Below are 25752 nucleotides of genomic sequence, written 5' to 3' on the forward strand. Positions count from 1 at the left end.
AGACAACTATACATGTTGGCTGGCTATACTCATGGCAGGTTTTCGATCCGTAAATCACTTACTTCAATAAGGATCACGCTATGAGTCGCGCTGGCGAGTTTTTACAAGATTTAGGAAAGGCATTAATGATGCCGATTTCGGTGATTGCCGCCGCCGGAATATTTCTTGGCCTTGCAGCGGCATTGCAGAATCCGGCGATTGTCAGTGCCGAGATGATGAATGCGCAGATGATGCAGCACATCATCGGCTTTATACGCAAAGTGGCCGGATCGCTGTTTGCTAATTTACCCCTGCTCTTTGCCATTGCCGCCGCCATCGGGCTGGCGCGGGATGAAAAACCTACCGCGGCGCTGGCAGCGGTGATCGGCTTTATTACCTTTCACGTCGGCGTCAATTTCAGCCTGCTGGTGCAGGGCTTAACGCCCGCCACCACCTCTGTAGCCGCCTTTGTTGAAAAAGGTTACAGCCAGACCGAAGCGGTGATGTATTCCGCGGAATTCGCCAGCACGCTGGGGATATTTTCCTATCAGATGAGCGTACTCGGCGGGGTGATTGCCGGCATGGTCACGGTATTGCTGCATAACCGTTTTTATATGATTAAACTCCCGGCGGCCATCGCCTATTTTGGTGGCCGCCGCTTTGTCCCTATTATTACCGTGGTGGTCCTGCCGCTGGTCGGCGTCTTAATGTCGTTAATCTGGCCAGTTATTGCCACGGCGATTATTCATATCGGCGAATTTATTGGCGAGTCCGGGCCGTTCGGCACCTTTGTTTATGCCTTTACCGAACGCATTCTGATCCCGACCGGCCTGCACCATATTCTTAATGAAACCGTGCGTTTCACCCCGGTCGGCGGCATGGTGCATGTCGATAACGAAAGCGTGATCGGCGCGCTCTCTATCTTCAACTACGCGCTGGCGCATCCTGGCGCGCTGGCAGATGACATTACCCGCGAAGCCACGCGTTTCCTAGCGCAGGGCAAAATCCCGGTGATGATGTTCGGTTTACCTGCTGCCGCGCTGGCTATTTATCGCTGCGCCCGTCCTGAGCATAAACAGCGGGTTAAAGCGCTGATGATGGCGGGCGCGCTGGCCTCGTTTACCACCGGCATCACCGAGCCGCTGGAATTCAGCTTCATCTTTGTCTCACCCATTCTGTTCATATTCCACGCCATCATGTCCGGGCTTTCTTTTGCCAGCGCGCAGTTGCTGGAGGTGATGATCGGCAATATTCAGGGCGGCTTTATCGACTTTATGGTGTTCGGCGTACTGGGCGGCACGAAAACCCACTGGTGGTTCAGTCTGCTACAGGGCGCTATCTGGGCACCGGCGTACTACTTCGTTTTCAAATGGGTCATTTTGCGCACCAATGCCAGAACGCCGGGGCGTGAGGATGAAGAGAGCGTGCGCAGCGTACTGGCAGGGGCAGGGGAGCCGTCCGGTGAAACCGCGCTGATCGTGAAAGGTCTGGGCGGCAGCGAGAATATTCAGCACGTTGACTGCTGCTTTACCCGTCTGCGCGTGAAACTGCGCGATATGGCGAAAGTGGACGAAGCCGCGCTGAAACAGAGCGGGGCCAGTGGGTTTATTCGTACGACGGAGAACGATCTTCAGGTTATTTACGGACCGCAGGTGGAAAGCATCGCCAGCGCCGTAAAACAAAATTTAATTCAACAGACGCAATAAGAGAACTGATGATGAAAAACACTTTTAATATCGTATTAGTTGGCGGTGGTTCCACCTGGACGCCGGGTTTATTAAAAGCATTATGCAAACTCAAGGCGCGTCTGCCGCTGAAGAAACTGGTGATGTTTGACGTTAATGAAGAGCGCCAGGCGGTCATTGGCGAGTATGCGAAAGTGCTGTTCCGGGAAGAATACCCGGAACTGGAATTTACCTACACCACGGATAAAGACGTGGCCTTCACCGATATGGATTTCATCTTCTGCCAGATGCGCACCGGCGGCTACGCGATGCGCGAAAAAGATGAAAAAATTCCGCTGAGCCTCGGCGTGATCGGTCAGGAAACCTGTGGGGCAGGCGGCTTCGCCTACGGTATGCGCTCGATCCGCGACATGATCCAGCTGGTGGAAGATGTGCGCGCCCGCTCACCGAAGGCGTGGATCCTCAACTATACCAACCCGGCGGCAATTGTCGCCGACGCGCTGAACCAGCGTTTCCCGGACGACGATCGCATCATGAATATCTGCGACCAGCCGGTGAACCTGCTGCGCTCCTACGGTCGCCTGCTGGGACGCAATCCGGAAAACTTCGAGCCGGTCTATTTTGGTCTTAACCACTTCGGCTGGTTCACCCACCTGTACGATGAAAACGGTGTCGATCTGGTGCCGGAACTGAAAGCCATTATTTCCGACAACGGCTTTAAACCGGCGGATGCCGAGCAGCGCGATCAGTCCTGGCTGGATACCTACGCCGCCGTCGCCGATATGCTGCGCGATTTCCCGGATTATCTGCCGAATACCTATTTGCAGTACTACCTCTATCCGGAATACAAATTCTCGAAGCTGGATCCGAACTTTACTCGCGCCAACGAAGTGATGAACGGTCGCGAAAAACGCGTGTTTGAGGAGTGCCGCACGGCGGTGGCGGAAGGCACCACCCAAAACGTTAAAGTCGTGCATAACGACGCGCATGGCGACATGATTGTTGAGCTGGCGGAAGCCATCGCCTTCAATCTGAAGAAGAAATTTATCGTCATGCTGGAGAACAACGGTCTGGTGGAGAACCTTGACGACGACGTGATGGTGGAAGTGGTGGCGGAAATCGGCGTTAACGGCGCGCGTCCGTATGGCGTCGGCAAAATCCCGACCTTCTATAAAGGGCTTATTGAGCAGCAGTTTGCCTATGAGCGACTGACGGTGGAGGCCTGGTTTGAAGGCTCTTACACCAAAGCGTTGCAGGCGCTGACCCTCAACCGCACCATTGTGGATGCGAAAAAAGCCCGCAAAGTGCTGGATGCGCTGATCGAGGCCAACAAAGAGTACTGGCCTGAACTGCGCTAAGCGGAGCGGGAGAAGGTAACTTCTCCCGTTTTTACGAGCCGCCTTCCGGAGGCGGCAAAAAAAGGTACTGCCTGAACGCTAAAAATGCCACAATAGTGGCTGTTTATACAGTGTTTCAGGTTTCCCGATGGCCTTATCCGCCGCGCTAAAAACGCAGATTGCCGCCTGGTACAAGGCGCTACAACAACAGATCCCGGATTTTATTCCCCGCGCACCGCAACGGCAGATGATTGCCGATGTGGCGAAAACCCTCGCCGGTGAAGAGGGGCGGCATCTGGCGATCGAAGCGCCCACCGGCGTCGGTAAAACCCTCTCCTATCTGATCCCCGGCATCGCTATCGCCCGCGAGGAGCAAAAAACGCTGGTGGTCAGTACCGCTAACGTGGCGTTGCAGGATCAGATCTTCAGTAAAGACCTGCCGTTGCTGAAGAAAATCATCCCCGATTTGCGCTTTACTGCCGCCTTCGGGCGCGGGCGCTATGTTTGTCCGCGTAACCTTGCGGCCCTTGCCAGCAGCGACGCCATGCAACAGGATCTGCTGGCCTTTATGGATGACGAGCTGACCCCCGGCAGCAAAGAAGAGCAGCAGCGATGTGCCAGGCTTAAAGCCGATCTCGACAGCTACAAATGGGACGGCCTGCGCGATCACACCGATCAGAACATTGAAGACGCGCTCTGGGCGCGGCTCTCTACCGATAAAGCCAGCTGTCTGAACCGTAACTGCCACTACTACAAGGAATGCCCGTTCTTCGTCGCGCGCCGGGAAGTGCAGGAAGCGGAAGTGGTGGTGGCAAACCACGCGCTGGTGATGGCGGCGATGGAATCCGAAGCCGTGCTGCCGGAGCCGAAAAACCTGCTGCTGGTGCTGGATGAAGGCCATCATCTGCCGGATGTAGCGCGGGATGCGCTGGAGATGAGCGCGGAGATCAGCGCGCCCTGGTACCGTCTGCAGCTGGATCTGTTCACCAAACTGGTGTCCACCTGCATGGAGCAGTTCCGCCCGAAAACCACGCCGCCGCTGGCGACGCCGGAGCGGCTGAATGCCCATTGCGAGGAGCTGTATGAGCTGATCGCCTCGCTGAACAATATTCTGAATCTGTACATGCCCGCAGGCCAGGCGGCTGAGCATCGTTTTGCGATGGGCGAGCTGCCGGATGAAATCATGGAGATCTGCCAGCGGCTGGCAAAGCTCACCGACATGCTGCGCGGGTTAGCGGATCTCTTCTTAAGCGATCTGAGCGAGAAGACCGGCCAGCACGACATCGTGCGTCTGCACCGGGTGATCCTGCAAATGAACCGCGCCCTCGGCATGTTTGAAGGCCAGAGCAAGCTGTGGCGGCTGGCGTCTATGGCGCAGGCGTCCGGCGCGCCGGTATCGAAATGGGCGACGCGCGAGCTGCGCGACGGCCAGCTGCATCTGTTCTTCCACTGCGTAGGCATTCGCGTCAGCGATCAGCTGGAAAAGCTGCTGTGGCGCAGCGTGCCGCATATTATCGTCACTTCCGCCACGCTGCGCTCACTGAACAGCTTTACCCGGCTTCAGGAGATGAGCGGCCTGAAAGAGAAAGCGGGGGACCGTTTTGTGGCGCTGGATTCGCCCTTTAATCATGTCGAGCAGGGAAAAATTGTTATCCCGCAGATGAAGTACGAACCGCTGATGGAGCATGAAGAGCGGCACATCGCGGAGATGGCGACCTATTTTCGGGAACAGCTGGAGAGCAAAGTCCATAAAGGCATGCTGGTGCTGTTTGCCAGCGGGCGCGCCATGCAGCTGTTTCTGACCTTTGTCACCGACCTGCGGCTGTTGCTGCTGGTGCAGGGGGATCAGCCACGCTACCGGCTGGTGGAACTGCACCGTAAACGCATCGACGGCGGCGAGCGCAGCGTGCTGGTCGGCCTGCAATCCTTTGCCGAAGGGCTGGATCTGAAAGGCGATTACCTGACGCAGGTGCATATTCATAAAATCGCCTTCCCGCCTATCGACAGCCCGGTGGTGATCACCGAAGGCGAATGGCTGAAAAGCCTCAACCGCTACCCTTTTGAAGTGCAAAGTCTGCCGAGCGCTTCCTTTAACCTGATCCAGCAGGTGGGGCGACTGATCAGAAGCCATAGCTGTCACGGCGAAGTGGTGATCTACGATAAACGTCTGCTCACCAAAAGCTATGGCAAGCGTCTGCTTAACGCGCTACCGGTATTTCCTATTTCACAACCGGCCGTCCCGGACGTTATAGTGAAAAGTAAACCAAAAGCAGACGCAAAACAGAGCCGTCGCCGACGACGCTAACCTGGGGCACGGGAAGGAGATTTCATGGACTATCGCAAGATCATCAAAGAGGTCGGGCGCGGCAAAAATCACGCCCGCGATCTGGATTTTGATACCGCACGCGCGCTGTACACGCACATGCTGAACGGCGAGGTGCCGGAGCTGGAAATGGGCGGCATTCTGATCGCGCTGCGCATCAAAGGCGAGGGCGAAGCGGAAATGCTCGGCTTCTATGACGCCATGCAGCAGCAGACCATGCGCCTGACGCCGCCGGTGGCAAAGCCGATGCCGATTGTTATTCCGAGCTATAACGGCGCGCGTAAACAGGCCAACCTGACGCCGCTGCTGGCGATCCTGCTGCATAAACTCGGTTTTCCGGTGGTGGTGCACGGCGTCAGCGAAGATCCCACCCGTGTGGTGACGGAAACGATTTTCGCGTTGCTCGGTATTGAGGCCACGCATCTGGCGGGTCAGGCGCAGGCGAAGCTGGACGGTCATCAGCCAGTTTATATTCCCGTCAGCGCCCTCTGTCCGCCGCTGGAAAACCAGCTGGCGATGCGCTGGCGCATGGGGGTGCGTAACAGCGCCCACACACTGGCGAAGCTGGCGACGCCGTTCGCCGAAGACGCCGCCCTGCGCCTCTCCAGCGTTTCCCATCCGGAGTATGTGCCGCGGGTGGCGAAATTCTTCAGTGATATTGGCGGACGCGGCCTGCTGATGCACGGCACTGAAGGGGAAGTGTATGCCAACCCGCAGCGCTGCCCGCAGATGACATTAATAGACAGCCAGGGCGCGCGCGTCATCCTTGAGCGCCAGGCCGAAGAGCAAACCGGCGTCTCGCTGCCAGACGCCAAAGATCCACACACCACCGCGCGCTGGATCGAGCGCTGCATTGTAGGCAGCGAAGCGGTGCCGCAATCACTGAAAACGCAAATGGCCTGCTGCCTGTATGCCGCAGGTCAGGCCGATTCCATTGAGGCGGGGCTGGCGCAGGTCAACGCCCGTTTTTAAGGCAAAAAAAAGCCCGTCCAGGGCCGGACGGGCAACAAGGGTAATAACACTCTGGTATTGCAAAATACAACATATGATGAGGGTAAAACGCACCGGCGGGCGGGTAACCCGCAGGTGTAAAGCATTCAGTCGATTATTTGTAGATAACCGCGGTGCCGCTCATTTTGTTACTGGTGTTAGCGGAAGTGATGCTGTAACCGGTCGCGCCAGCTTCAGCCGCTTTCTGCGCCAGCTGTGCTTCCAGACCATCCAGCGTGGTCGCGCCGTCGGCAGCAACAACACCGATTTTGTTCATATTCTGCGCCTGTTCAGCAGTCACTGCCTGGGCGGCAAACGCGCCGAATGACAGGGTGGAAAGGGCGATGGCGGCAACAGCATATTTAATGGTTTTCATTGGTAATCTCTCGCAGATAATTCTGTTAAGGGGACGATGTTCCGTCGATGTGATAAGTATCACAGTATTTTGCGAAAGATAAAATCGAAGAGAATTGACGACCTTGTTCTAAAAAATTGAACGATCGTTAATTAATTGATAAACAATATATTTTTCAGATGAATGGGTACAAAGCCGGGCAGGACGACGCGACAGCGGCGTTAGCGGCACGATTTGCTACTTTCTGAGCGATTTTTTGTGGTCTCACCCGCAACCGCTTGCGCTGTCATATTACGTCAGGAAAGGTCAACGTAACTGGCTGTCCTTGGAACCTCTGCGATTATATCCTGAGTTAGCCTGATTTTTTAAATCTTTCTTCTGCTGACAGTTCACACACAGACGCACGCCGGGGATCGCCTTACGACGCGCGTCCGGAATAGGTTCGCCGCACTCTTCGCACTCCTTCAGGCTTTCGCCCTTCGGCAGATCGCGCCGTGCACGTGCCACGGCGTCTTCAACAGTGCTGTCGATTTGATCCTGCACTGCACCATCATTTGCCCAACCGGATGCCATCGCCTTCTCCTTCTCTCTGTACATACCTTAAGTTTAGACCATGTACAGACAAGCCAGGACGACAGGCTTAGCGCGCGTCGGGTCGAACCAGGTCGAAGCGCTGGGATTCGTCGATGGTATAGTAAGCCGACGGGCCGCCTGCACGCAGTACCGGACGGGCTTTAGCCGTCTGATAAATCCCGTTTTCCAGCAGGGATTCATCAATATGAATGCCGACCACTTCGCCCAGCACCAGCCAGCTGTCAATAGGCGTACCGTCGGCGGCGGTCAGCTGAATACACTGGGACAGGCGGCATTCGAAATTGACCGGGCTTTCGGCGACGCGCGGTACGCTCACCACCTGGCTTGCCACCGGCGTCAGACCGGCGCGCACAAACTCGTCCTCGTCGTGGGGCAGGGACGCGGAGCTTTCATTCATCCGCACCGCCAGATCAAAGGTGGTCAGGTTCCAGACGAACTCTTTGGTTTCAGTAATGTTTCGTACGCTGTCTTTCCAGCCGGTGCTGGAGAAGCCAATGATCGGTGGGCGATAGTTAAAGCAGTTAAAAAAACTGTAGGGCGCAAGATTACGCTGCCCCTGGCTATCCTGCGACGCGATCCAGCCGATGGGACGCGGGCCGATAATGGCATTCAGTGGATCGTGCGGCAGGCCGTGCCCCAGTGCTGGCTGATAAAAATACATAGTTCACCCGTTTTTACGATTAAATCAGAATAGCGAGCGTCACTTATTTACCGCGCCGCCGTCAACGGGTATCTTACGCCGCTGTTGAAAGGAGAATGCCATGACTGCCCAGAAGCCGGGATTACACCCGCGAAACCGCCATCACAGCCGCTACGATCTTGATGCCCTTTGTCAGGACTGCCCGGAGCTGCGTGGCTATATTATTGCCACGCCAACGGGTGAGGCGACGGTGAACTTTGCCGATCCCCTCGCCGTGAAAGCCCTGAATAAAGCGCTGCTGGCGCATTTCTATGGCGTCGCCCACTGGGATATTCCGCAAGGGTTTCTCTGTCCGCCGGTGCCGGGCCGCGCGGATTATATTCATCATCTGGCGGATCTGCTGGCGGAAAGCGCCGACGGTGCTGTGCCGCGTCAGGCGAGCGTGCTGGACGTGGGCGTGGGCGCGAACTGCATCTACCCGCTGATCGGCCATCACGAATACGGCTGGCGCTTTACCGGCACGGAAGTCAACAACGAGGCTTTTGCCAGCGCCCAGGCGATTATTAACGGCAATCCTGGCCTGACCCGCGCCGTGCGTCTGCGTCGTCAGAAAGATCCTGCGTCTGTTCTTAACGGGATCATCCACAAAAACGAACAATATGACGCCACGCTCTGTAACCCGCCGTTCCACGACTCGGCTGCCGCTGCCCGCGCCGGCAACGAGCGCAAGCGCCGGAATCTCGGTCAGAGCAGCGACGCGCTGAACTTTGGCGGTCAGCAGCAGGAACTGTGGTGCGAAGGCGGGGAAGTGGCTTTTATCACGCAGATGATCGCCGAAAGCCAGGCCTTTGGACGTCAGGTGCTGTGGTTCAGCTCGCTGGTGTCACGCGGGGAAAACCTGCCGCCGCTGTACCGCGCGCTGACCGAAGCCGGGGCGGTGAAAGTGGTGAAAAAAGAGATGGCCCAGGGGCAAAAGCAGAGTCGCTTTATCGCCTGGACCTTTATGGATGACGCCCAGCGTCGCCGCTGGGCAAATACCCGCTTTAAAGCGTAGGGGCGGCGGGCGGCGGCAGTTCCTGCGACGCGGCAGATGGCGGCGTGGCAGGCTGCGCCAGCACCTGGTAAGTCTGCACTGGCGGGCGTACCCCTGCCAGATCGAAGTATTTCTTCACCATGCTGTCCAGCGCAAAGCGCACCGTCCACTGCTTGAGCGGCTGCGTGGTGAAGGTCACGCGCAGGGTAAAGGCGGTGTTGGTCAGACCGACGATGCCGACAAAAGTTGGTTCGCCGATGATCAGCCCGCGAATATCCTCCCGCGCCATCAGTTCCCCCACCGCATCCTTCAGCGCCTGATTCGCTTTATCCGCATCTTCATGGCGATCGACATCGTAGTTCGCCACTATCGAGCCGATGCCGCGCACGAAGTTGGCGAAGGTGGTGATCGAGGACCAGGGAATAATGTGGTACGCGCCGGTATCCTGGCGCACGCCCACCGAGCGGATCGACATGCGTTCCACCGTGCCGGTCAGCGGCCCGATGGTCACCAGATCGCCGGTGTTCATCCCGTTTTCAAACTGAATAAACACCCCGGTAATAATATCTTTCACCAGCGTCTGCGAACCAAAAGAGATCGCCAGACCCAGCGCCCCGGCACCCGCCAGCAGCGGCGCGATGTTCACGCCAATCTCCGACAGCACAATCATCACCGTGATGGTGCTGATCACCACCGCCAGCGCATTACGGAACAGCGTCAGCAGGGTACGGGTACGGGCGCTCGGCAGCGGGCGGCCGTGAATATCGGAAGACAGGCGGTTTTCGATAAGACTGGCCAGCACCGTCCAGCCGACGGCGGAGAAGAACAGGATCAGCGCGATGCGGATCAGAATATCCACGGTTTTCTCGCCTGCGCCGTTATGCAGCCAGTTCCAGAAATCAAACAGACCCCAGGCATTGAGCAGCAGCATGATCGCCACGCAGACCACCAGAATACGCGCCACTTTCAGCGAGGCGGAGATCCAGCCATTAACGCGCTTTTGCAGCTCCGGATAGTTACGTTGCACATGGGGCGACAGGGTGATGGTCTTGGTGAGCCAGCGCGACAAAATTCCCGAAGCAAAGGCGGCAACGCTGATGATAGCCAGACTGTGCAGCGACGCGCTCATCATAAACTTCAGGCTGTTGCCGGGATCGAACAGCGAGAAGAAGAACAGCACCACGAAGTAAGCGCTGGCCAGCCAGTGCCACACCAGTGCAAAGGCGCGGATAAAGAGGCTGAAAAACGACAGCGAGCGATCCGCCAGATGGATGAGATTTTGCTGGACGGTGATCCTGTTATGAAAGATCAAATACAGCGCCCAGCTGGTGATGCAGAGCATGATAATGACGTTCGCCACCGCGCCCACCTGCACATTCACCTGATTGGAAATGATGGGCACCGCCACCAACAGGCCATAGCCGATCAGGCTGCTTAAGGCGCTCAGGCGCAGATGCCAGTATTTTGCCGCCTCATCTTTCACCGGAAACGGACGCAGATCGGGAAAGCGCGGGCAGAAAATCAGCCGCAGTATGGCTTTGAAAAACTCAATCAGTGCAAAAGCGTTCAGGAACAGTCCCTGCTGGAAGGCGATAGTGCGGTTGCCGCCGTTGAGGTTATCACTCAACAGCTGGCCGACAAACAGCGTCAGGGCCAGCAGCATGATGTCGATAATAAACGCGCCTATGATCATTGCCGGTAACTGTAACCAGTTGGCGTGCTCGCGGTTTTTACGCCGCGCCCAGGTGCCCATTTTGCGGTACAGCGGCGAGACGCTAAAGCGCACCACCCAGAAGAAGACGAACACGCTCACCGCCAGCATCAGAAAATGCGAGGCGGCGTTGTAAAAGGTCTGCGGATTAAACGCTTTATGCGGCGAACCGGTAATGTTGCGATACAGCTGCGCGAAACGGGAGGCCAGTTCATCGCCGTAATGGCGGGTGACGGCGGTGACGTTCTCCAGCACGGTGGTTTCTTCGACTACTACCGGAGGCGTGATGGTCGGCGCTTGCCCTGTGGCTGGCGTGGCGGCCGCATTACGTAACTGACCGATCAACTCCTCCCGCGACGCGCTGTTTTCCAGCACATCCGCCAGCGCGCCATAGGCGGCTTTTTTTTGCTCGGCATCTGGCTCTGCGGGGGTGGTTTCGGCCGGGGTGGCAGTAGCGCCTGACGTGACGCCAGGAATTGTCGCCGCGTGCAGCGGCATGAAGAACAGGCTAAGCAGCAACAAGATCCACTTCACGGACTCCTCCTGAGAAAAGCACAACAAAAGGATAAGTATAGAGGATGGCAGGGCGGCGACGGGAAATGGGAGAAATCCAGGCGGGGTGGAAAACAGCCCTCTCCGGGAGAGAGGGCCGGGCAGTTACGACACGTGCTGTAAGAATTCCTGCAGACGCGGGCTTGGCGGATTTTCAATCAGCGCCTGCGGATTGCCGTCTTCGGCAATGCGGCCTTTATCAATGAAGATCAGGCGTGAGGCCACTTTTTCAGCAAAGCCGATTTCATGGGTCACGATCACCATCGTCATGCCTTCTTCCGCCAGATCCTGCATCACCTTCAGCACTTCATGGCGCAGCTCCGGATCCAGCGCTGAGGTTGGCTCATCAAACAGCATCATTTTCGGCTTCACCGCCAGGGCGCGGGCGATAGCAACACGCTGCTGCTGCCCACCGGACAGCTCCGACGGGTAGTGATGCGCACGTTCAGCAAGGCCGACTTTCGCCAGCAGCGCTTTGGCCTGCACTTCGGCGTCTTTTTTGTTCGCGCCACGCACGCGCAGCGGGCCGAACATCACATTTTCCAGCGCGGTCAGGTGCGGGAACAGATAAAACTGCTGGAACACCATACCGGCTTCCTGACGGATCAGCCGCTCATCCACCTTCGGATCGTTCACTTTCAGACCGTCAACAATCAGATCGCCACTGGTGATCTCTTCCAGCTTGTTAATGCAGCGTAAGAGCGTCGATTTACCGGAGCCGGACGGCCCGATAATCACCACCACTTCACCCTGTTTGATGTTCAAATCGATATTGTGCAGCACCTGGGTCTGGCCAAAGTGCTTGGAAACATTTTTAAATTCAATCACAGGATTTTCATCCTTCTTTCAAGACGACGCAGAATAAAGCTCAGCACCAGGGTGATGATCAGATAGAAGACCGCAACGGCGCTCCAGATTTCCAGCGCACGGAAGTTGCCGGCGATGATCTCCTGGCCCTGACGTGTCAGTTCGGCGACGCCGATAACAATAAACAGGGAGGTATCTTTAATGCTGATGATCCACTGGTTGCCCAGCGGCGGCAGCATACGGCGCAGCGCCAGCGGCAGGATCACGTGGCGAATGGTTTCGCGGCGCGACAGCCCCAGCGCCAGACCCGCTTCGCGGAAGCCTTTATGGATAGACAGCACGGCGCCGCGGGTGATCTCGGCAATGTAGGCGCCGGAGTTGATCATAATGGTCACGACGGCGGCGCTGAACGGATCGATACGCAGGTCGTTAAACGCCATGGGCAGCGCAAAATAGATGAACATCACCTGCACGACGATAGGCGTGCCGCGGATCACTTCGATAAAGACCAGCGCGATGTGGTTAGCCAGCCAGCCGCCGAAACTGCGGGCGAAACCGGCGGCAAGACCGATAAGCAGGCCGCCAGCGAGACCGAGGACCGAGATCCACAGCGTCATTTTGGCGCCTTCTAAGAGAAGCGGAATGGCAGGCCAGATGGCACTCCAGTCAAACTGCATGATGAATTCCTGTAAACCGTGGTTTAAAAACAGCAGGGGCGAATGGCCGCCCCTGAACTAACTTGTTAAAACTTATGATTATTATTTAGGCTCGGTACCGAACCATTTTTTGTAGATTTCGTTATAAGTGCCGTTCTCTTTCAGGGTTTTCAGCGCGCCGTTAACTTTGTTACGCAGATCGTCGCTGCCTTTCGGGAATGCGATACCGTACTGCTGCGCTTCCAGAGAATCGCCTACCGCTTTGAACTTACCGTTACCGGCGGTTTTGATGAAGTAGAGAATGTTCGGGGTGTCATGCAGCACCGCGTCGGCACGGTTGGTGCCCAGTTCCATATAGGCATTGTCGATGTTAGGGAACTGACGCAGATCTTTGGTTTTGATGTTGGCTTTTGCGTAGTCAACAGAGCCGGTACCGCCTTTCACGGCAACGACTTTACCGTCCAGATCTTTTACGCTCTTCACGTCGTTGTTGTCGGCTTTCACCATCACCAGCAGACCGCTCTTGTAGTAGCCATCAGAGAAGTCGATCGCTTTTTTACGTTCTTCAGTAATAGTGATACCCGCCAGCGCCACGTCGACGTTTTTGGTTTGCAGAGCCGGGATAATGCCGCTGAAATCCATAGGTTTCAGCTGGTAATCCAGCTTCAGCTCTTTCGCCACGGCAGCCCACAGATCCACATCGAAACCAACGTATTTATCGCCTTGTTTGAATTCGAACGGAACGAAAGCAGTATCTGTTGCCACAACCAGTTTATCGGCGGCGTGAGACGAAACCGCAAATGCCAGGGTCAGAGCAGCCAGGGAAACTTTTAATACAGACTTCATAGCATTTCCTTTTATATCCACGGGGCGATCCCCTGAGAGAACCTGTGCAGTATGAAAAAATCGTGCCAGGTTTACAACCTGTTGTTTTGTAAAGACGTGTCATCGCCGGGGTGCACTAAAAGCAGCGCAACGGCAACGGAATGCACCATGATGGGGCGCTATTTTAGTGCAGTTACACCGGGCACCGGGAGACGTCTATTTTTAACGCAGGAAATGGGCAGGAAACAATCTTTTATTAACGATTGTGTGAAGTGATTATTACATCTTTTTCACGATTGACGGCGGGAGGGAATGAAAGGATGCACCATAAATGTGCAAAACCCCCCGCCGGGGCGAGGGGTCATAGCAAATCACAATACTTATTCGATATTGGATTCAATGAACCACAGATACTGATCCAGGTCGCGTGATGCGGCGGTCAGAATGTCAGCGGTGTCTTCATCCTGCGCTTCGCTGATGGCTTTACGCACATCGTTTGCCACTACCGCGTAGCGGTCGGCCAGCTCTTTCAGGTGTTCCTGAACGGAATGAATGTCCAGCGGGTAGCTTTTCAGCGGGGTTTTGCTGTTGATAACCTGAGTGGTACCCAGCGCAACACCGCCCAGCTGTACAGCACGTTCTGCCATGGTATCCAGATGATCCACCAGACCTGTACGGAAGCCATCCAGCATTTCGTGAACAGCGATAAAGTTTGCGCCGCGCATGTTCCAGTGCGCCTGCTTGGTGATCAGAGACAGGTCAATGAACTGGGCCACCTGACGATTCAGCAACTCGATAGTCGCTTTCTTATCGTTATCAGAGACATCATTGCGGGTATAAAGCAGATCGGAAGCTTTCGTTTTTACCAGTTTAGCGGTACTCATAATCTCATATCCTCTTGATGTTTATGTCCCGGGTAATTACTGGAACTAAGTATAGCAGCGGATCCTGGCTTTGCTTTTCGTCTCTGCCTATCGGTTTAATAGCGACGATGATAAGAAAAAATAAATTACATTCAATTTCAGTGTGTTGAGGATTTTTTTAGGAATGATTCTTAATTCTGTGCGGGACGGGAGAGTGTGAGTAAATATTACTGAAAATAAAGCGAAACAGCGCAGGGATTATTCCGGGCGCTTCGCCTGGCGCCCGGAAATATAATTTAACTGATATCCACTTTCTCAATTTTCGCTTCACGGCGCAGCGTCAGGGTCGATCCCATGGACGCCGTAATGATAGCGAGCAGAGCCAGCCACTGGGTCAGCGTCAGGTTTTCCCCCAGGAAAACCATGCCCGACAGCGCCGCCAGTCCGGGTTCCATACTCATCAGCGTACCGAAGGTGCGGGTCGGCAGACGGGTTAGCGCCACCATCTCCAGCGAGTAGGGCAGCGCCGTAGAGAGGATCGCCACGCCCAGTCCCAGCGGTAAGACCGACCAGTGCCACAGGGCATCGCCCGCCTGCCAGACGCCGACCGGCACAAACACCAGCGCGGCGATCAGCGAACCAATGGCCACCGTTGCCGGACCGTGTTCTTCCCCGGCACGCTGGCCGCTTAATATATAGATAGCCCAGCAGGCTCCCGCGCCAAGGGCCAGCGCCGCACCGGTCAGATCAACATGTGAGACATCCTGGCCGAGGGGCAGCAGAAACCACAGTCCGAGCACCGCCAGCGCCACCCAGATAAAATCCACCGCGCGCCGGGACGCAAAGAGCGCCACCGCCAGTGGGCCGGTGAACTCCAGCGCCACCGCGATCCCCAGCGGCACCGTCTGGATAGATAAGTAAAAGAGATAGTTCATCGCCCCGAGGGATAATCCATAAAGCAGCAGCGGCTTGCGCTGCGCTTTAGTAAAACGTAAGCGCCACGGCTTGAAGATGATCACAAGGATGAGCGTGCCGAGAGCCAGACGCAGGGCGGTGACGCCGGGCGCGCCAATTAACGGAAAGAGCGATTTCGCCAGCGAAGCCCCGCTCTGAATAGAGAGCATGGCAATAAGGATCACCAGTACGGGCATCCATACCGGCGTTTTACGGGACAATCCAGGCATCCTTTCTCCTGTCAATTTATGTCAAACGAAGTAAAAGAAGGCAGTGTAATGGAAATACCTGCCCACGGTTGAACCTTCGTTGAAAAAAAGTCGCCGCAAATCCGTACAATAGGCCATAGTTGATGGATTAATCGCCGTTTGATTAGGATTAATCTGGATGAATATGTTGCGTTTCTCGCGTAAAAATAGCGTCCTGTGTGGGAAAACCGCTGCATTTTGAAAGAGATAGTCAGTGCTGGAAACGTTCTGTTACAGGAAAAGAGCCCTTAGACAACGTAAACCGCCAGGAGTTTCCTGACTATTTTTGATATATTTAAAACTTAGGATTTACTTGAAGCACATTTGAGGTGGTTATGAAAAAAATTGCATGTCTTTCAGCGCTGGCCGCGATTCTGGCCGTTACCGCAGGTTCCGCAGTAGCTGCATCCACCGTTTCTGGCGGTTACGCTCAGAGCGATGCGCAGGGCGTAGCGAACAAAACAAACGGTTTCAACCTGAAATACCGTTACGAAAATGATACTCCGCTGGGCTACATCGGTTCCTTCACTTACACCGAAAAAGATCGTACCGAAGACGGCGCTTATAACAAAGCACAGTACTACGGCGTGACCGGTGGTCCTGCTTTCCGTATCAACGACTGGGCCAGCATCTATGGCGTAGTGGGTGTTGGTTACGGTAAATTCCAGCAGCGCGAAGATGGCTTCAAAACCGCTGACACCAGCGATTATGGCTTCTCTTACGGTGCAGGTATGCAGTTCAACCCGATGGAAAACGTTGCTCTGGACGTGTCCTACGAGCAGAGCCGTATCCGTAGCGTTGACGTTGGCACCTGGATCGCAGGCGTTGGCTACCGCTTCTAATCACTTCTGTGATGATAAAAAATCCGCCCACGGGCGGATTTTTTTTGCTCTATGGAAACGAATGGCTACGGTCACAGCGTTTACCGCGTTTTGGTCTCAAAAATATCCGTGCCCAGATGGGTGTAATCCACTTTCTGCAATTTGAAATTCGTCACCCAGGTGGTGCCGCTTTTTTGCGAGGACATAAAACGGTATTTATTGGTGATCTCTTTTGCGCTGATGCCGGTCCACTGTGAGAAAAAGTTCAGGAAATCATTGGCCGAGCGACGGGCTTTGATCACGCGATGGGTCTTGTCATCGCTGGAAAGCACCATAAAGGGCACCTGGAAGTTCTGCTGGAAGGTGTCGCCATGGGCCAGATACTGCACATCTTTGCCGCGCTCTTTAATGGCAAGGCCATGATCCGAGAAATAGACCATCGAGAAACTGTCCCCCGCGCCCTGCAACTGCGCATAGAGTTTGCCGAGCAATTCATCGGTCTGGGTGATGGAATAGAGGTAGCAGGAGGTCTCTTTCGACTGCACAAACACCTTATATTTACCTTCGGTGCGATCGCAGGCCTGCGGGTGAGAACCCATCAGGTGCAGGACGATCAGCTGCGGCTGGCTGCGCGGCGTGGACAACACCTGGGCCGTCATTTTCAGCAGCGCCTCATCCTTGACGTTTTTATCCGCTTCGAAATCGCCGTTTTTCAGGAACTGCACTTCATCGGCGCGTTTCGCGATGCTGGCGATGGCGGTATCGTATTCGCCAATTTGTCCCTGATTGGAGAACCACCAGGTCTGGAATCCGGCGCGGTTCGCCAGGGTGACGAAGTTATCCTGGTATTGCGGTTTATCGTCCACCACGCGGTTTAGCGTCAGGCCGAGGGATTTTTGCGTCGAGCCGCTGGCGGCCACGTAGTCGGTAAAGAAGGTGCCGTTAACCTGGCTGGCGAAGGGCGTGTTATTCCAGTACCCGCCAAAGGCGCCCATCGCGTCGCGACGCACGCTTTCGCCGATCACCACCACATAAGTGTGATATTTCGGCTTCACGCCCAGCACCGTCCAGGTATCTTTCATGCCGGACAGTTCCGCCATGCGGGTCTGTTCTTCCCGCACTTCGCGGTTATTCACCACCACATCTTTCACGAAGCGCACCACCGGATAACCGGTGTCTTTCAGGTGGAAGCCCCAGCCGTAGTAAAGATTACTTACCGGCTGCACGAACACCACCGCGAGACAGAAGGCGACACCCAGATGATCCCATTTACCCCAGGCCGCACGTTCCGCCGCTTTGCGGCGCACGGCGATCACGCCCAGGCCAAAAATAAACAGGCCTATCACGTAGTTGTACCACGGGAAAATCGTCAATATTTCCGTGGACTCTTCCATATTGGTGGAGTGCAGCGCCAGCAGGGTATTAAAGTTTGGCGCGCCATAAGCCTGACCGAACGGATAGTAGGACGCCGCCACCAGGGTACAAAGGCCGATCAGCACTTTCTGTACCCGCGGGGCGTGACGCCATAGCAGCTGTAAGACCAGGGCAAAGGCGACGGCATACAGCAGGCTGAAAGGATAGCCAAGGGCGTAGTTAATAAGTAAGGACTGCAAAAAATAAAAACCTGTCCACGGGCTGATGTTCAGCCCGCGCGCAGCGAGGGTTTCTTTTATGATTAAATTCATATGACACTATCGCGAAAACGCCATGTGCTCACCCTGGCGTCGAGGGTCAAAACCTGCGGGACAATGCGTGAAGAATGAGGAGGGGGCCGTCATCCGCAAGCCGCATTTGTGCAGGGCTGCGAGAAGATAGAGCGAGCCGTCATTAAGGTCAACAGGCGTCAGGGCAATGTTTTGCGATAATGGTTACAAAAGCGACAAATAATAAGAAAATTCTATAGAAACGATCAGTATGACGGGGGGATGTGACAGAAAAATGAAGCGGCGTACCGCGACGCCGCGTTAGCGTGAAGGTTTATCGTCCGGCTGCGGTTTGCTGTGGAACATGTCACACAACAGATTAACCAGCAGTAAACGCACTTTAAAAGGGGAGTGACTGAACACGGCCATACATCTCCTGAATTCGTTCATTAGTTACCTCCTGTCCAGATAAAAACCATTCCGTCCGTGAAGGGTGACTGCATTACATACAGATATAGCATAGGCTATATTTTATAGCTATGGCTAATGCGTTAATTTTTTGTACTCCTCAGGCGATGGTTTACAATGGCCGCTCGCTTAGAGGATGCGGTATTCGCGTCACGTCAATGAGGAAGCACTATGAGTCGTCGCGCAGGTACGCCAACAATAAAAAAAGTGACGCAACTGGTTAATGTTGAAGAACATGTCGAAGGATTTCGCCAGGTTCGCGAGGCGCATCGCCGCGAGTTAATCGATGATTATGTTGAGTTGATTTCCGATCTGATCCGCGAAGTGGGCGAAGCGCGTCAGGTGGACATGGCGGCGCGGCTGGGCGTTTCGCAGCCGACGGTAGCCAAAATGTTAAAACGACTGGCCAGCGTCGGCCTGATCGAACAGATCCCCTGGCGCGGCGTGTTCCTGACGCCGGAAGGGGAGACCCTGGCGCAGCAAAGCCGTGAGCGTCATCAGATTGTGGAAAGTTTTCTGCTGGTGCTCGGCGTCAGCCCGGATACCGCCCGCCGCGATGCGGAAGGGATGGAACACCACGTCAGTGAAGAAACCCTTGAGCGTTTCCGTCTGTTTACCCTGCAACAGGGCCAGAACGCAGAATGACGCTGCCCTTCGTGCGTGCGCTGGCCCGCGACCGATTCTTTCATCTGTTACTGCTGGTGGGCGTACTCCTCAGCTTTTTCGTCCCCTTTGCCCCGGCGGGCTGGGGTAAAGCCATCGACTGGCACACCATTATTACCCTCAGCGGGCTGATGCTGCTGACCAAAGGCGTCGAGCTGTCGGGCTATTTCGATGTGGTGGGGCGTCGCATGGTGCGCCGCTTCGCCACCGAACGCCGTCTGGCGATCTTTATGGTGCTGGCAGCCGCGCTGTTGTCGACCTTTTTAACCAACGATGTGGCGCTGTTTATTGTGGTGCCGCTGACCATCACGCTGAAAAAACTCTGTGAGATCCCGGTCAACCGGCTGATCATCTTCGAAGCGCTGGCGGTAAACGCCGGCTCGCTGCTTACGCCCATTGGCAACCCGCAAAATATCCTGCTGTGGGGACGCTCCGGCCTGTCGTTTGCCGCCTTCTGCGCGCAGATGGCGCCGCTGGCGCTGGCGATGATGCTGACATTACTGGCGCTGTGCTGGTTTGCCTTCCCGAAAAAAGCCCTCAATTACCACAGCGGCACCCAGGCTACAGACTGGCAGCCGCGGCTGGTGTGGAGCTGTCTGGCGCTCTATATCGTGTTTCTTATTTCACTGGAGCTGAAACAGGAGCTGTGGGGGCTGGCGGTCATCGCTGTCGGTTTTCTGATCCTCGCCCGCCGCGTGGTGCTGAGCGTCGACTGGACGCTGCTGCTGGTGTTTATGGCGATGTTTATCGACGTGCACCTGCTGATCCAGCTGCCGGTGTTGCAGGGGGCGCTGAACGATGTTGGCAACTTATCCGCGCCCGGCCTTTGGCTCACCGCCATTGGCCTGTCGCAGTTTATCAGCAACGTTCCGGCCACCATTTTACTGCTCAACTATGTACCGCCGGATCAGCTGCTCGCCTGGGCGGTTAACGTCGGCGGTTTCGGGCTGCTGCCCGGCTCGCTGGCGAATCTCATCGCGCTGCGCATGGCGCAGGATCGCCGCATCTGGTGGCGTTTTCACCTCTGGTCGCTACCGCTGCTCGTCTGGGCGGCGCTGGTCGGCTACGGTCTTTTTATTCTCAGTTAGTGCTCAATTGTCAGTTTTTCCTGGCAAATGTATAGCAACCTCCTAACTTTAGTTAACGGCGCACCTGCCGCGCCGTTAACTGACAGGAACGTTGTAACGCTATGGCTGAGAACATGAACGCGTCTGACGAGACGCACAAAGACGACAATAAAACCGACAATAATAACGAAAAAGCAGAACGTAAACGCCCCGGCAAAAAGCCGATTATTATCCTTGGCATCGTGGTGATCGTCATGGTGGTCGGCGCACTGGTGTGGTGGCTGCTGACCCGCAATGAAGAAACCACTGACGACGCCTTCACCGATGGCGATGTGGTGACTATTGCGCCCAAGGTCGCGGGCTACGTGACCGAGCTGCGCGTGAAAGATAACCAGCGGGTGAAGAAGGGCGATCTGCTGGTGACCATCGATCCGCGCGATACCCGCGCCCAGCGCGATCAGGCGCAGGCCCAGCTGGGTCTGGCGACGGCGCAACTGCATCAGGCGCAGGCGCAGCTGGCGCTCTCGAAAGTGCAGTATCCCGCCCAGCGGGATGAAGCGCGCGCCCAGGTACTGAAAGCGCAGGCGGATCTGGCCAATGCCGAGGCCGCGTACCGCCGTCAGCGCGGCGTCGATCCCCGCGCCACCACGCAACAAAATATTGATACCGCCAACGCGCAGCTGCGCAGTGCCCAGGCTCAGCTGGCCAGCGCTAAGGCGCAGGCGGAAGTGGCCGAGCAGGTGCAGCTGCAAATCCGTCAGCAGGAAACCAACGTCGAAGCGCGCCAGCGTCAGGTCGATCAGGCGCGGGCGCAGCTGGAAAACGCCGAGCTGAATCTTTCCTATACGGAAGTGCGCGCGCCTTTCGACGGTTACGTCACCAAACGTAACGTGCAGACCGGCACTCTGGTGCAGGCGGGCAGCGCGTTGTTCTCGCTGGTGTCGCCGGACATCTGGGTGGTCGCTAACTTTAAAGAGTCGCAGCTGGAGCGTATGCGCCCCGGCAATAAAGTCACCATCAGCATCGATGCCTGGCCGGATATGGAGCTGGAAGGGCATATCGACAGTATTCAGCAGGGCAGCGGATCGCGTTTCTCCGCCTTCCCGGCAGAAAACGCCACCGGTAACTTTGTGAAGATCGTCCAGCGCGTGCCGGTGAAAATCGTCATCGACAAAGGGCTGGATCCCAACAAGCCGATGCCGCTGGGTCTGTCCGTTGAGCCGAAGGTTACGCTGGAATGACCGATCACAACCATGAAAGCTGGAAACCCGCCAGCAATCCGTGGGCGGTGGCGATTGTCGTCACCCTGGCGGTTTTTATGGAGATCCTCGACACTACTATCGTTAACGTGGCACTGCCGCACGTCGCCGGATCGCTCTCCTCCAGCTACAGCGAATCGACCTGGGTGCTGACCAGTTATCTGGTGGCGAACGGTATTGTGCTGCCCATCTCGGCGTTTTTAAGCCGGGTTTTTGGCCGTAAACGCTTCTTCCTGATCTGCATCGTGATGTTTACCGTCTGCTCGTTTTTGTGCGGTATCGCCACTGAACTGTGGGAAATCATCCTGTTCCGTATCTTGCAGGGCTTCTTTGGCGGCGGTTTGCAGCCGACGCAGCAGTCGGTGCTGCTGGATTACTTTAAGCCGGAAGATCGCGGCAAGGCGTTCGGCCTGTCATCCATCGCCATTATCGTCGCGCCTGTGCTTGGCCCGACGCTCGGCGGCTGGATCACCGATAACTACTCCTGGCGCTGGGTATTCTTTATTAATATCCCGGTGGGGATTATTACGGTGCTGGCGATCTATCAGCTGCTGGAAGATCCGCCGTGGGAGCGTAAATCGGAAGAAAAACTCTCCATCGACTGGACGGGCATTGGCCTTATCGCGCTGGGTCTGGGCTGTTTACAGGTGATGCTGGATCGCGGCGAAGATGACGACTGGTTTGCTTCCGGCTTTATCCGCACCTTTGCAGTGCTGACGCTGGTGGGCATTATCGGCGCTATCTACTGGCTGATTTATGCCAAAAAACCGGTGGTCAACCTGCAGTGTATGAAGGATAAAAACTTTGCGGTGTCGAGCCTGCTGATGGCGGGCATGGCGATGATCCTCTACGGCAGCTCGGTGGTGATCCCGCAGCTGGCGCAGCAGGATCTGGGCTATACCGCCACCTGGTCGGGGCTGGTGCTGTCGCCAGGGGCGATACTGATCGTGCTGACCATTCCGCTGGTGCTGAAGCTGATGCCGGTGGTGCAGACGCGCTGGATCATCGCCTTTGGCTTTGCCTGCCTCGCGCTGTCGTTCTTCTGGTCGCGCACCCTGACGCCGGACATCGATTTTGAAACCCTGGTGCTGTTCCGCAGCGCCCAGTCGATTGGCCTCGGCTTCCTGTTTGTACCACTGACCACCATTGCCTTTATCACCATACCCCGGCAGCTGAACGCCGACGCCGCGGCGCTGTTCACCATGTTCCGTAACGTCGCGGGATCAATGGGCATTTCGCTCTCCACCGCCGCCATTACCGAACGATCCCAGGTGCACAGCGCCTATCTCAGCGAACATGCCTCGCCCTTTGACGAGCAGTTCCAGCAAGCGATCCGCAGCTCAGCAGAGGCGATACGCAATTTCACCTCGCAGGTGGGCGATCCCACCGCCATTGCCAGCGGGCAGATGTACCAGACCTTAATTGAGCAGTCGCGCTTCCTCGCGTATGTGGATGTCTTCACATTGCTCAGTCTGGTGGCCGTTCTGTTGATCCCATTTTGTTTACTGCTTTCGCCGGTGAAAAGCGAAGGCAGCGCAGGAGCACATTAAGATGCACAGGAAAACTCATCCCACTCTCACCCTGCTGGCGCTGTTGCTGGCAGGCTGCGCCGTCGGGCCGGATTATCAGCAGCCCGCCGCCCCGGCGGTCAGCCACTGGAATGACCAGGGCGACCGCAATGTGAAATCCCGGACGGCGTCCCAGGCGGTCAATCCCCGCTGGTGGACGACCTTCAACTCCCCGCAGCTCAACAGCCTGATCGAGCGGGCAATTGCCGATAACCTGTCGTTGCAGCAGACCGTGCTGCGCATCGCCGGGGCGCGGGAGCAGATCAATCAGGCGGGCGGGGCATTGCTGCCGGCGGTAAACGGCAGTCTGAAGGCCACCCGTCAGCAGCTCGGGCTGGAAGGGGAGCTGAAATCCCATGACGTTTACGGCCAGCTGAATGACGTTGATCCCGAATTGCAGGGGGCGCTTGGCACCCTGACGCAGCCGGTGAATCTCTATCAGGGTAGCTTTGATGCCCAGTGGGAGATCGATCTGTGGGGCAGAGTGCGCCGCCAGGTGGAAGCGGCGCAGGCGCAGCAGCAGGCGGCCATTGAACAGCGCAACGACGCGCTGGTATCGCTGGAAGCGGAAGTCGCCCGCGCCTGGCTGCAACTGCGCGGCGCGCAGAGCATTATCGCCACCATGAATACGCAGATTGCTACCGCCCAGGAAACCTTCACGCTGACGGAAAACCGCCAGCGCGGGGGATTGGCACCGCAGCTGGATGTGGAAAACGCCCGCGCCCAGCTTGGTAATCTTGAGGCGCAGCTACCGCAGTATCAGGCACAGGAGCGGCAGGCGATGAACGCGCTGGCGATCCTGCTCGGCAAGCCGCCGGGCGCGCTGGACGCTGAACTGCGCAACCCACAGCCGCTGCCGAAACTGCCGGATCTGGTGGCGACCGGCATTCCGTCCACCCTGGCGCGGCGTCGTCCGGACGTGCGCGAAGCGGAAGCGAATTTACATGCCGCCACCGCGCAGATCGGCGTGTCGGTGGCGCAGCTGTTCCCCAGCCTGTCGCTGACCGGCCAGTTTGGCCTGCGCAACAGTGAAACCAACTGGCTCACCGACTGGAGCAGCCATTTCTACAGCTTTGGCCCGCAGGTTTCGATCCCGATTTTCCAGGGCGGACGGCTGGTTTCCAGCGTCAAACTGGCAAGGGCGCAGCAGGGCGCGGCGGTGCTCAACTATCGCCAGACGGTGCTGACGGCGCTGGGGGATGTGGAAAATGCGCTGGTCAGCTACCGCACCGATCAGCAGCGTGAAGCCGGTCTGAGCAAAACTATCACCGCGCTGCAAAACGCCTTCGATCTGGCGAGCGACAGCTACCGGCAGGGGATCGCCACCTTTATCGATGTGCTGGATGCCCAGCGCCAGTTAGCCCAGGCGGAACAGCAGCGGGCGCAGGCGCGGGTGCAGACCAGCCTCGATCTGGTGGCGCTCTATAAAGCCCTCGGCGGCGGCTGGGAGCCATACCAGAACGTGCAGATGCCTGACTACGCCGTGTTTGGCGACGCGCCGCGCGGATAACTTTCAGAGGATTGGGCAAGAAACGCGCAGGATCGCCACATTCGCATAACCGGCAGGGCGGGTATAACTACAGAACATTCACGGCAGCATCTTTATGAGGAAGGTTCTATGCGATACCAGAAACTTGGCAATACCGGTCTGTTTGTGTCGGAACTGTGCCTTGGCACCATGACCTTTGGCGGCGAAGACGACATGTGGGGCAAAATCGGCAAGCTCAGTCAGAGCGATGCGGATCGCCTGGTGGGTAGCGCGCTGGATGCGGGGATCAATTTCATTGATACCGCCGATGTGTACTCCGGGGGCCGCTCGGAAATCATCACCGGGCAGGCGCTGAAAAACCTTAAGGTGCCGCGCGAGAACGTCATTGTCGCCACCAAAGTGTTCGGTGAAACCGGCACGGCAGGGGTGAACTCCCGCGGCAGTTCCCGCCACCACATTATCGCAGGCGTGAAGCAGAGCTTGCAGCGCCTGCAGCTGGATCATATCGATCTCTATCAGCTGCACGGCTTTGATCCGGCGACGCCCATCGAAGAGACACTGTACGCGCTGGATAATCTGGTGCAGCACGGCCATGTGCGCTATATCGGCGTCTCCAACTGGGCGGCCTGGCAGATCGCCAAAGCGCTGGGCATTTCCGAACGTTTAGGTCTTACGCGCTTTGCCTCGCTGCAGGCCTATTACACCCTCGCCGGACGGGAACTGGAGCGCGAGCTGGTGCCGATGATGCAGAGTGAAGGCGTCGGCCTGATGGTCTGGAGCCCGCTGGCGGGCGGCCTGTTAAGCGGGAAATACAGCCGCGACGGGCAGGCGGAAGCGGGCAGCCGTCGCCAGGAATTCGACTTCCCGCCGGTGAATAAAGATCGCGCGTTTGACTGCGTGGACGTGATGCGCACCATTGCCGATGCGAAGGGCGTGAGCGTGGCGCAGATCGCCCTGGCCTGGCTGCTGCATCAGCCGGTGGTCAGCAGCGTGATCATCGGCGCGAAGCGCGAAGAACAGTTGCTGGATAATATCGCCGCCACCGGCATTCGCCTGAGCGACGACGAGCTGCAACAGCTGGATGCGGTCAGCGCGCTGCCGCGGGAATATCCGGGCTGGATGCTGGAACGTCAGGGCGAATACCGCCGCAAGCAGCTGGCTGCGCAGTAATTTATTGCAATTTTGTTACATCCATAACATATCATCCATAAGAGCATTGCCA

23 protein-coding genes are annotated in these 25752 nt (G+C 56.7%); 12 read left to right on the forward strand and 11 right to left on the reverse strand.

Annotation, left to right across the window (positions count from 1 at the left end; genetic code table 11):
* Window positions 1-80 precede the first annotated feature (80 nt).
* The 4 genes from ACQUTD_RS18525 to ybiB all read left to right on the forward strand — a co-directional run bounded on the left by ACQUTD_RS18525 (window position 81) and on the right by ybiB (window position 6296).
* The gene (locus ACQUTD_RS18525) at window positions 81-1685 is read left to right on the forward strand and encodes a PTS transporter subunit EIIC (protein WP_318363583.1); all 1605 of its coding nucleotides are present in this window, start codon (window positions 81-83) and stop codon (window positions 1683-1685) included.
* Window positions 1686-1693: 8 nt separating this feature from the next.
* Entirely contained in the window at window positions 1694-3022 is a 1329-nt protein-coding gene (locus ACQUTD_RS18530) for a 6-phospho-alpha-glucosidase (RefSeq protein ID WP_234007181.1), read from the forward strand.
* Between the two features lie 127 nt (window positions 3023-3149).
* Window positions 3150-5306, forward strand: a complete 2157-nt coding sequence (gene dinG / locus ACQUTD_RS18535) for an ATP-dependent DNA helicase DinG (protein WP_473276981.1) — start codon at window positions 3150-3152, stop codon at window positions 5304-5306.
* A 24-nt stretch (window positions 5307-5330) separates the two neighbouring features.
* On the forward strand, window positions 5331-6296 hold the full coding sequence (gene ybiB / locus ACQUTD_RS18540) for a DNA-binding protein YbiB (protein WP_473276982.1): 966 nt from the start codon (window positions 5331-5333) through the stop codon (window positions 6294-6296).
* Window positions 6297-6429: 133 nt separating this feature from the next.
* Here ybiB and ybiJ read toward each other — a convergent pair whose 3' ends face one another.
* From ybiJ to ACQUTD_RS18555, 3 genes are all read right to left on the reverse strand, one after another.
* Window positions 6430-6690 carry a DUF1471 family protein YbiJ gene (gene ybiJ / locus ACQUTD_RS18545; protein WP_473276983.1) on the reverse strand — a complete coding sequence of 87 codons (261 nt, stop codon included), beginning with the start codon at window positions 6688-6690 and terminating at the stop codon, window positions 6430-6432.
* A 285-nt stretch (window positions 6691-6975) separates the two neighbouring features.
* Window positions 6976-7242, reverse strand: a complete 267-nt coding sequence (locus ACQUTD_RS18550) for a DksA/TraR family C4-type zinc finger protein (RefSeq protein ID WP_072567912.1) — start codon at window positions 7240-7242, stop codon at window positions 6976-6978.
* 67 nt (window positions 7243-7309) lie between these two features.
* Entirely contained in the window at window positions 7310-7924 is a 615-nt protein-coding gene (locus ACQUTD_RS18555) for a flavin reductase family protein (RefSeq protein WP_318363579.1), read from the reverse strand.
* 100 nt (window positions 7925-8024) lie between these two features.
* Here ACQUTD_RS18555 and rlmF point away from each other — a divergent pair, with 100 nt between their 5' ends.
* Window positions 8025-8957, forward strand: a complete 933-nt coding sequence (gene rlmF, locus ACQUTD_RS18560) for a 23S rRNA (adenine(1618)-N(6))-methyltransferase RlmF (RefSeq protein WP_473276985.1) — start codon at window positions 8025-8027, stop codon at window positions 8955-8957.
* On the opposite strand, the gene ybiO is transcribed toward rlmF, so the two are convergent.
* The 6 genes from ybiO to rhtA form a co-directional block, all read right to left on the reverse strand.
* Window positions 8947-11181, reverse strand: a complete 2235-nt coding sequence (gene ybiO, locus ACQUTD_RS18565) for a mechanosensitive channel protein (protein WP_473276987.1) — start codon at window positions 11179-11181, stop codon at window positions 8947-8949. The two genes, rlmF and ybiO, sit on opposite strands and share 11 nt — an antisense overlap.
* Before the next feature lie 123 nt (window positions 11182-11304).
* Window positions 11305-12027, reverse strand: coding sequence for a glutamine ABC transporter ATP-binding protein GlnQ (gene glnQ, locus ACQUTD_RS18570; RefSeq protein WP_318376515.1), 723 nt, complete (start codon window positions 12025-12027; stop codon window positions 11305-11307).
* Window positions 12024-12683, reverse strand: coding sequence for a glutamine ABC transporter permease GlnP (glnP, locus tag ACQUTD_RS18575; RefSeq protein WP_072567917.1), 660 nt, complete (start codon window positions 12681-12683; stop codon window positions 12024-12026). Before glnP ends, glnQ begins: the two co-directional genes overlap by 4 nt.
* Window positions 12684-12764: 81 nt before the next feature.
* Window positions 12765-13508, reverse strand: coding sequence for a glutamine ABC transporter substrate-binding protein GlnH (glnH, locus tag ACQUTD_RS18580; protein ID WP_072567918.1), 744 nt, complete (start codon window positions 13506-13508; stop codon window positions 12765-12767).
* Window positions 13509-13867: 359 nt separating this feature from the next.
* On the reverse strand, window positions 13868-14371 hold the full coding sequence (gene dps / locus ACQUTD_RS18585) for a DNA starvation/stationary phase protection protein Dps (protein WP_072567919.1): 504 nt from the start codon (window positions 14369-14371) through the stop codon (window positions 13868-13870).
* A gap of 275 nt (window positions 14372-14646) precedes the next feature.
* The gene (gene rhtA / locus ACQUTD_RS18590; protein ID WP_473276991.1) at window positions 14647-15534 is read right to left on the reverse strand and encodes a threonine/homoserine exporter RhtA; all 888 of its coding nucleotides are present in this window, start codon (window positions 15532-15534) and stop codon (window positions 14647-14649) included.
* Between the two features lie 353 nt (window positions 15535-15887).
* Between rhtA and ompX the strand changes: the two genes are divergently transcribed.
* Entirely contained in the window at window positions 15888-16394 is a 507-nt protein-coding gene (gene ompX, locus ACQUTD_RS18595) for an outer membrane protein OmpX (protein WP_072567921.1), read from the forward strand.
* Between the two features lie 80 nt (window positions 16395-16474).
* On the opposite strand, the gene ACQUTD_RS18600 is transcribed toward ompX, so the two are convergent.
* Both ACQUTD_RS18600 and mntS read right to left on the reverse strand, forming a co-directional pair.
* Complete coding sequence (locus ACQUTD_RS18600; protein ID WP_473276993.1) at window positions 16475-18058, reverse strand: sulfatase-like hydrolase/transferase; 1584 nt, start codon at window positions 18056-18058, stop codon at window positions 16475-16477.
* A gap of 279 nt (window positions 18059-18337) precedes the next feature.
* On the reverse strand, window positions 18338-18466 hold the full coding sequence (gene mntS / locus ACQUTD_RS18605; protein ID WP_072567923.1) for a manganase accumulation protein MntS: 129 nt from the start codon (window positions 18464-18466) through the stop codon (window positions 18338-18340).
* A 189-nt stretch (window positions 18467-18655) separates the two neighbouring features.
* Here mntS and mntR point away from each other — a divergent pair, with 189 nt between their 5' ends.
* The 6 genes from mntR to ACQUTD_RS18635 all read left to right on the forward strand — a co-directional run bounded on the left by mntR (window position 18656) and on the right by ACQUTD_RS18635 (window position 25700).
* On the forward strand, window positions 18656-19129 hold the full coding sequence (gene mntR, locus ACQUTD_RS18610; RefSeq protein ID WP_072567924.1) for a manganese-binding transcriptional regulator MntR: 474 nt from the start codon (window positions 18656-18658) through the stop codon (window positions 19127-19129).
* Complete coding sequence (locus ACQUTD_RS18615) at window positions 19126-20235, forward strand: anion transporter (RefSeq protein ID WP_318373431.1); 1110 nt, start codon at window positions 19126-19128, stop codon at window positions 20233-20235. Before mntR ends, ACQUTD_RS18615 begins: the two co-directional genes overlap by 4 nt.
* A gap of 101 nt (window positions 20236-20336) precedes the next feature.
* Complete coding sequence (locus ACQUTD_RS18620) at window positions 20337-21455, forward strand: HlyD family secretion protein (protein WP_473276996.1); 1119 nt, start codon at window positions 20337-20339, stop codon at window positions 21453-21455.
* Entirely contained in the window at window positions 21452-23023 is a 1572-nt protein-coding gene (locus ACQUTD_RS18625; protein WP_072567927.1) for a DHA2 family efflux MFS transporter permease subunit, read from the forward strand. Before ACQUTD_RS18620 ends, ACQUTD_RS18625 begins: the two co-directional genes overlap by 4 nt.
* A 1-nt stretch (window position 23024) precedes the next feature.
* Window positions 23025-24551, forward strand: a complete 1527-nt coding sequence (locus ACQUTD_RS18630) for an efflux transporter outer membrane subunit (protein WP_473276999.1) — start codon at window positions 23025-23027, stop codon at window positions 24549-24551.
* A gap of 108 nt (window positions 24552-24659) precedes the next feature.
* Entirely contained in the window at window positions 24660-25700 is a 1041-nt protein-coding gene (locus ACQUTD_RS18635; RefSeq protein ID WP_473277003.1) for an aldo/keto reductase, read from the forward strand.
* The last annotated feature ends 52 nt before the right edge of the window (window positions 25701-25752 follow it).

It is taken from the genome of Enterobacter sp. K510 (assembly GCF_055804875.1).

Coding starts and splice junctions, on each gene's coding strand:
- ACQUTD_RS18615 (WP_318373431.1), top strand. CDS start 19,126: ATGACGCTGCCCTTCGTGCGTGCGCTGGCCCGCGACCGATTCTTTCAT.
- mntS (WP_072567923.1), bottom strand. CDS start 18,466: ATGAACGAATTCAGGAGATGTATGGCCGTGTTCAGTCACTCCCCTTTT.
- glnP (WP_072567917.1), bottom strand. CDS start 12,683: ATGCAGTTTGACTGGAGTGCCATCTGGCCTGCCATTCCGCTTCTCTTA.
- rhtA (WP_473276991.1), bottom strand. CDS start 15,534: ATGCCTGGATTGTCCCGTAAAACGCCGGTATGGATGCCCGTACTGGTG.
- ACQUTD_RS18550 (WP_072567912.1), bottom strand. CDS start 7,242: ATGGCATCCGGTTGGGCAAATGATGGTGCAGTGCAGGATCAAATCGAC.
- mntR (WP_072567924.1), top strand. CDS start 18,656: ATGAGTCGTCGCGCAGGTACGCCAACAATAAAAAAAGTGACGCAACTG.
- ompX (WP_072567921.1), top strand. CDS start 15,888: ATGAAAAAAATTGCATGTCTTTCAGCGCTGGCCGCGATTCTGGCCGTT.
- ACQUTD_RS18635 (WP_473277003.1), top strand. CDS start 24,660: ATGCGATACCAGAAACTTGGCAATACCGGTCTGTTTGTGTCGGAACTG.
- ACQUTD_RS18530 (WP_234007181.1), top strand. CDS start 1,694: ATGATGAAAAACACTTTTAATATCGTATTAGTTGGCGGTGGTTCCACC.
- ybiJ (WP_473276983.1), bottom strand. CDS start 6,690: ATGAAAACCATTAAATATGCTGTTGCCGCCATCGCCCTTTCCACCCTG.
- ACQUTD_RS18620 (WP_473276996.1), top strand. CDS start 20,337: ATGGCTGAGAACATGAACGCGTCTGACGAGACGCACAAAGACGACAAT.
- glnH (WP_072567918.1), bottom strand. CDS start 13,508: ATGAAGTCTGTATTAAAAGTTTCCCTGGCTGCTCTGACCCTGGCATTT.
- dps (WP_072567919.1), bottom strand. CDS start 14,371: ATGAGTACCGCTAAACTGGTAAAAACGAAAGCTTCCGATCTGCTTTAT.
- ACQUTD_RS18555 (WP_318363579.1), bottom strand. CDS start 7,924: ATGTATTTTTATCAGCCAGCACTGGGGCACGGCCTGCCGCACGATCCA.
- ACQUTD_RS18600 (WP_473276993.1), bottom strand. CDS start 18,058: ATGAATTTAATCATAAAAGAAACCCTCGCTGCGCGCGGGCTGAACATC.
- rlmF (WP_473276985.1), top strand. CDS start 8,025: ATGACTGCCCAGAAGCCGGGATTACACCCGCGAAACCGCCATCACAGC.
- ACQUTD_RS18525 (WP_318363583.1), top strand. CDS start 81: ATGAGTCGCGCTGGCGAGTTTTTACAAGATTTAGGAAAGGCATTAATG.
- ACQUTD_RS18625 (WP_072567927.1), top strand. CDS start 21,452: ATGACCGATCACAACCATGAAAGCTGGAAACCCGCCAGCAATCCGTGG.
- ybiB (WP_473276982.1), top strand. CDS start 5,331: ATGGACTATCGCAAGATCATCAAAGAGGTCGGGCGCGGCAAAAATCAC.
- dinG (WP_473276981.1), top strand. CDS start 3,150: ATGGCCTTATCCGCCGCGCTAAAAACGCAGATTGCCGCCTGGTACAAG.
- ACQUTD_RS18630 (WP_473276999.1), top strand. CDS start 23,025: ATGCACAGGAAAACTCATCCCACTCTCACCCTGCTGGCGCTGTTGCTG.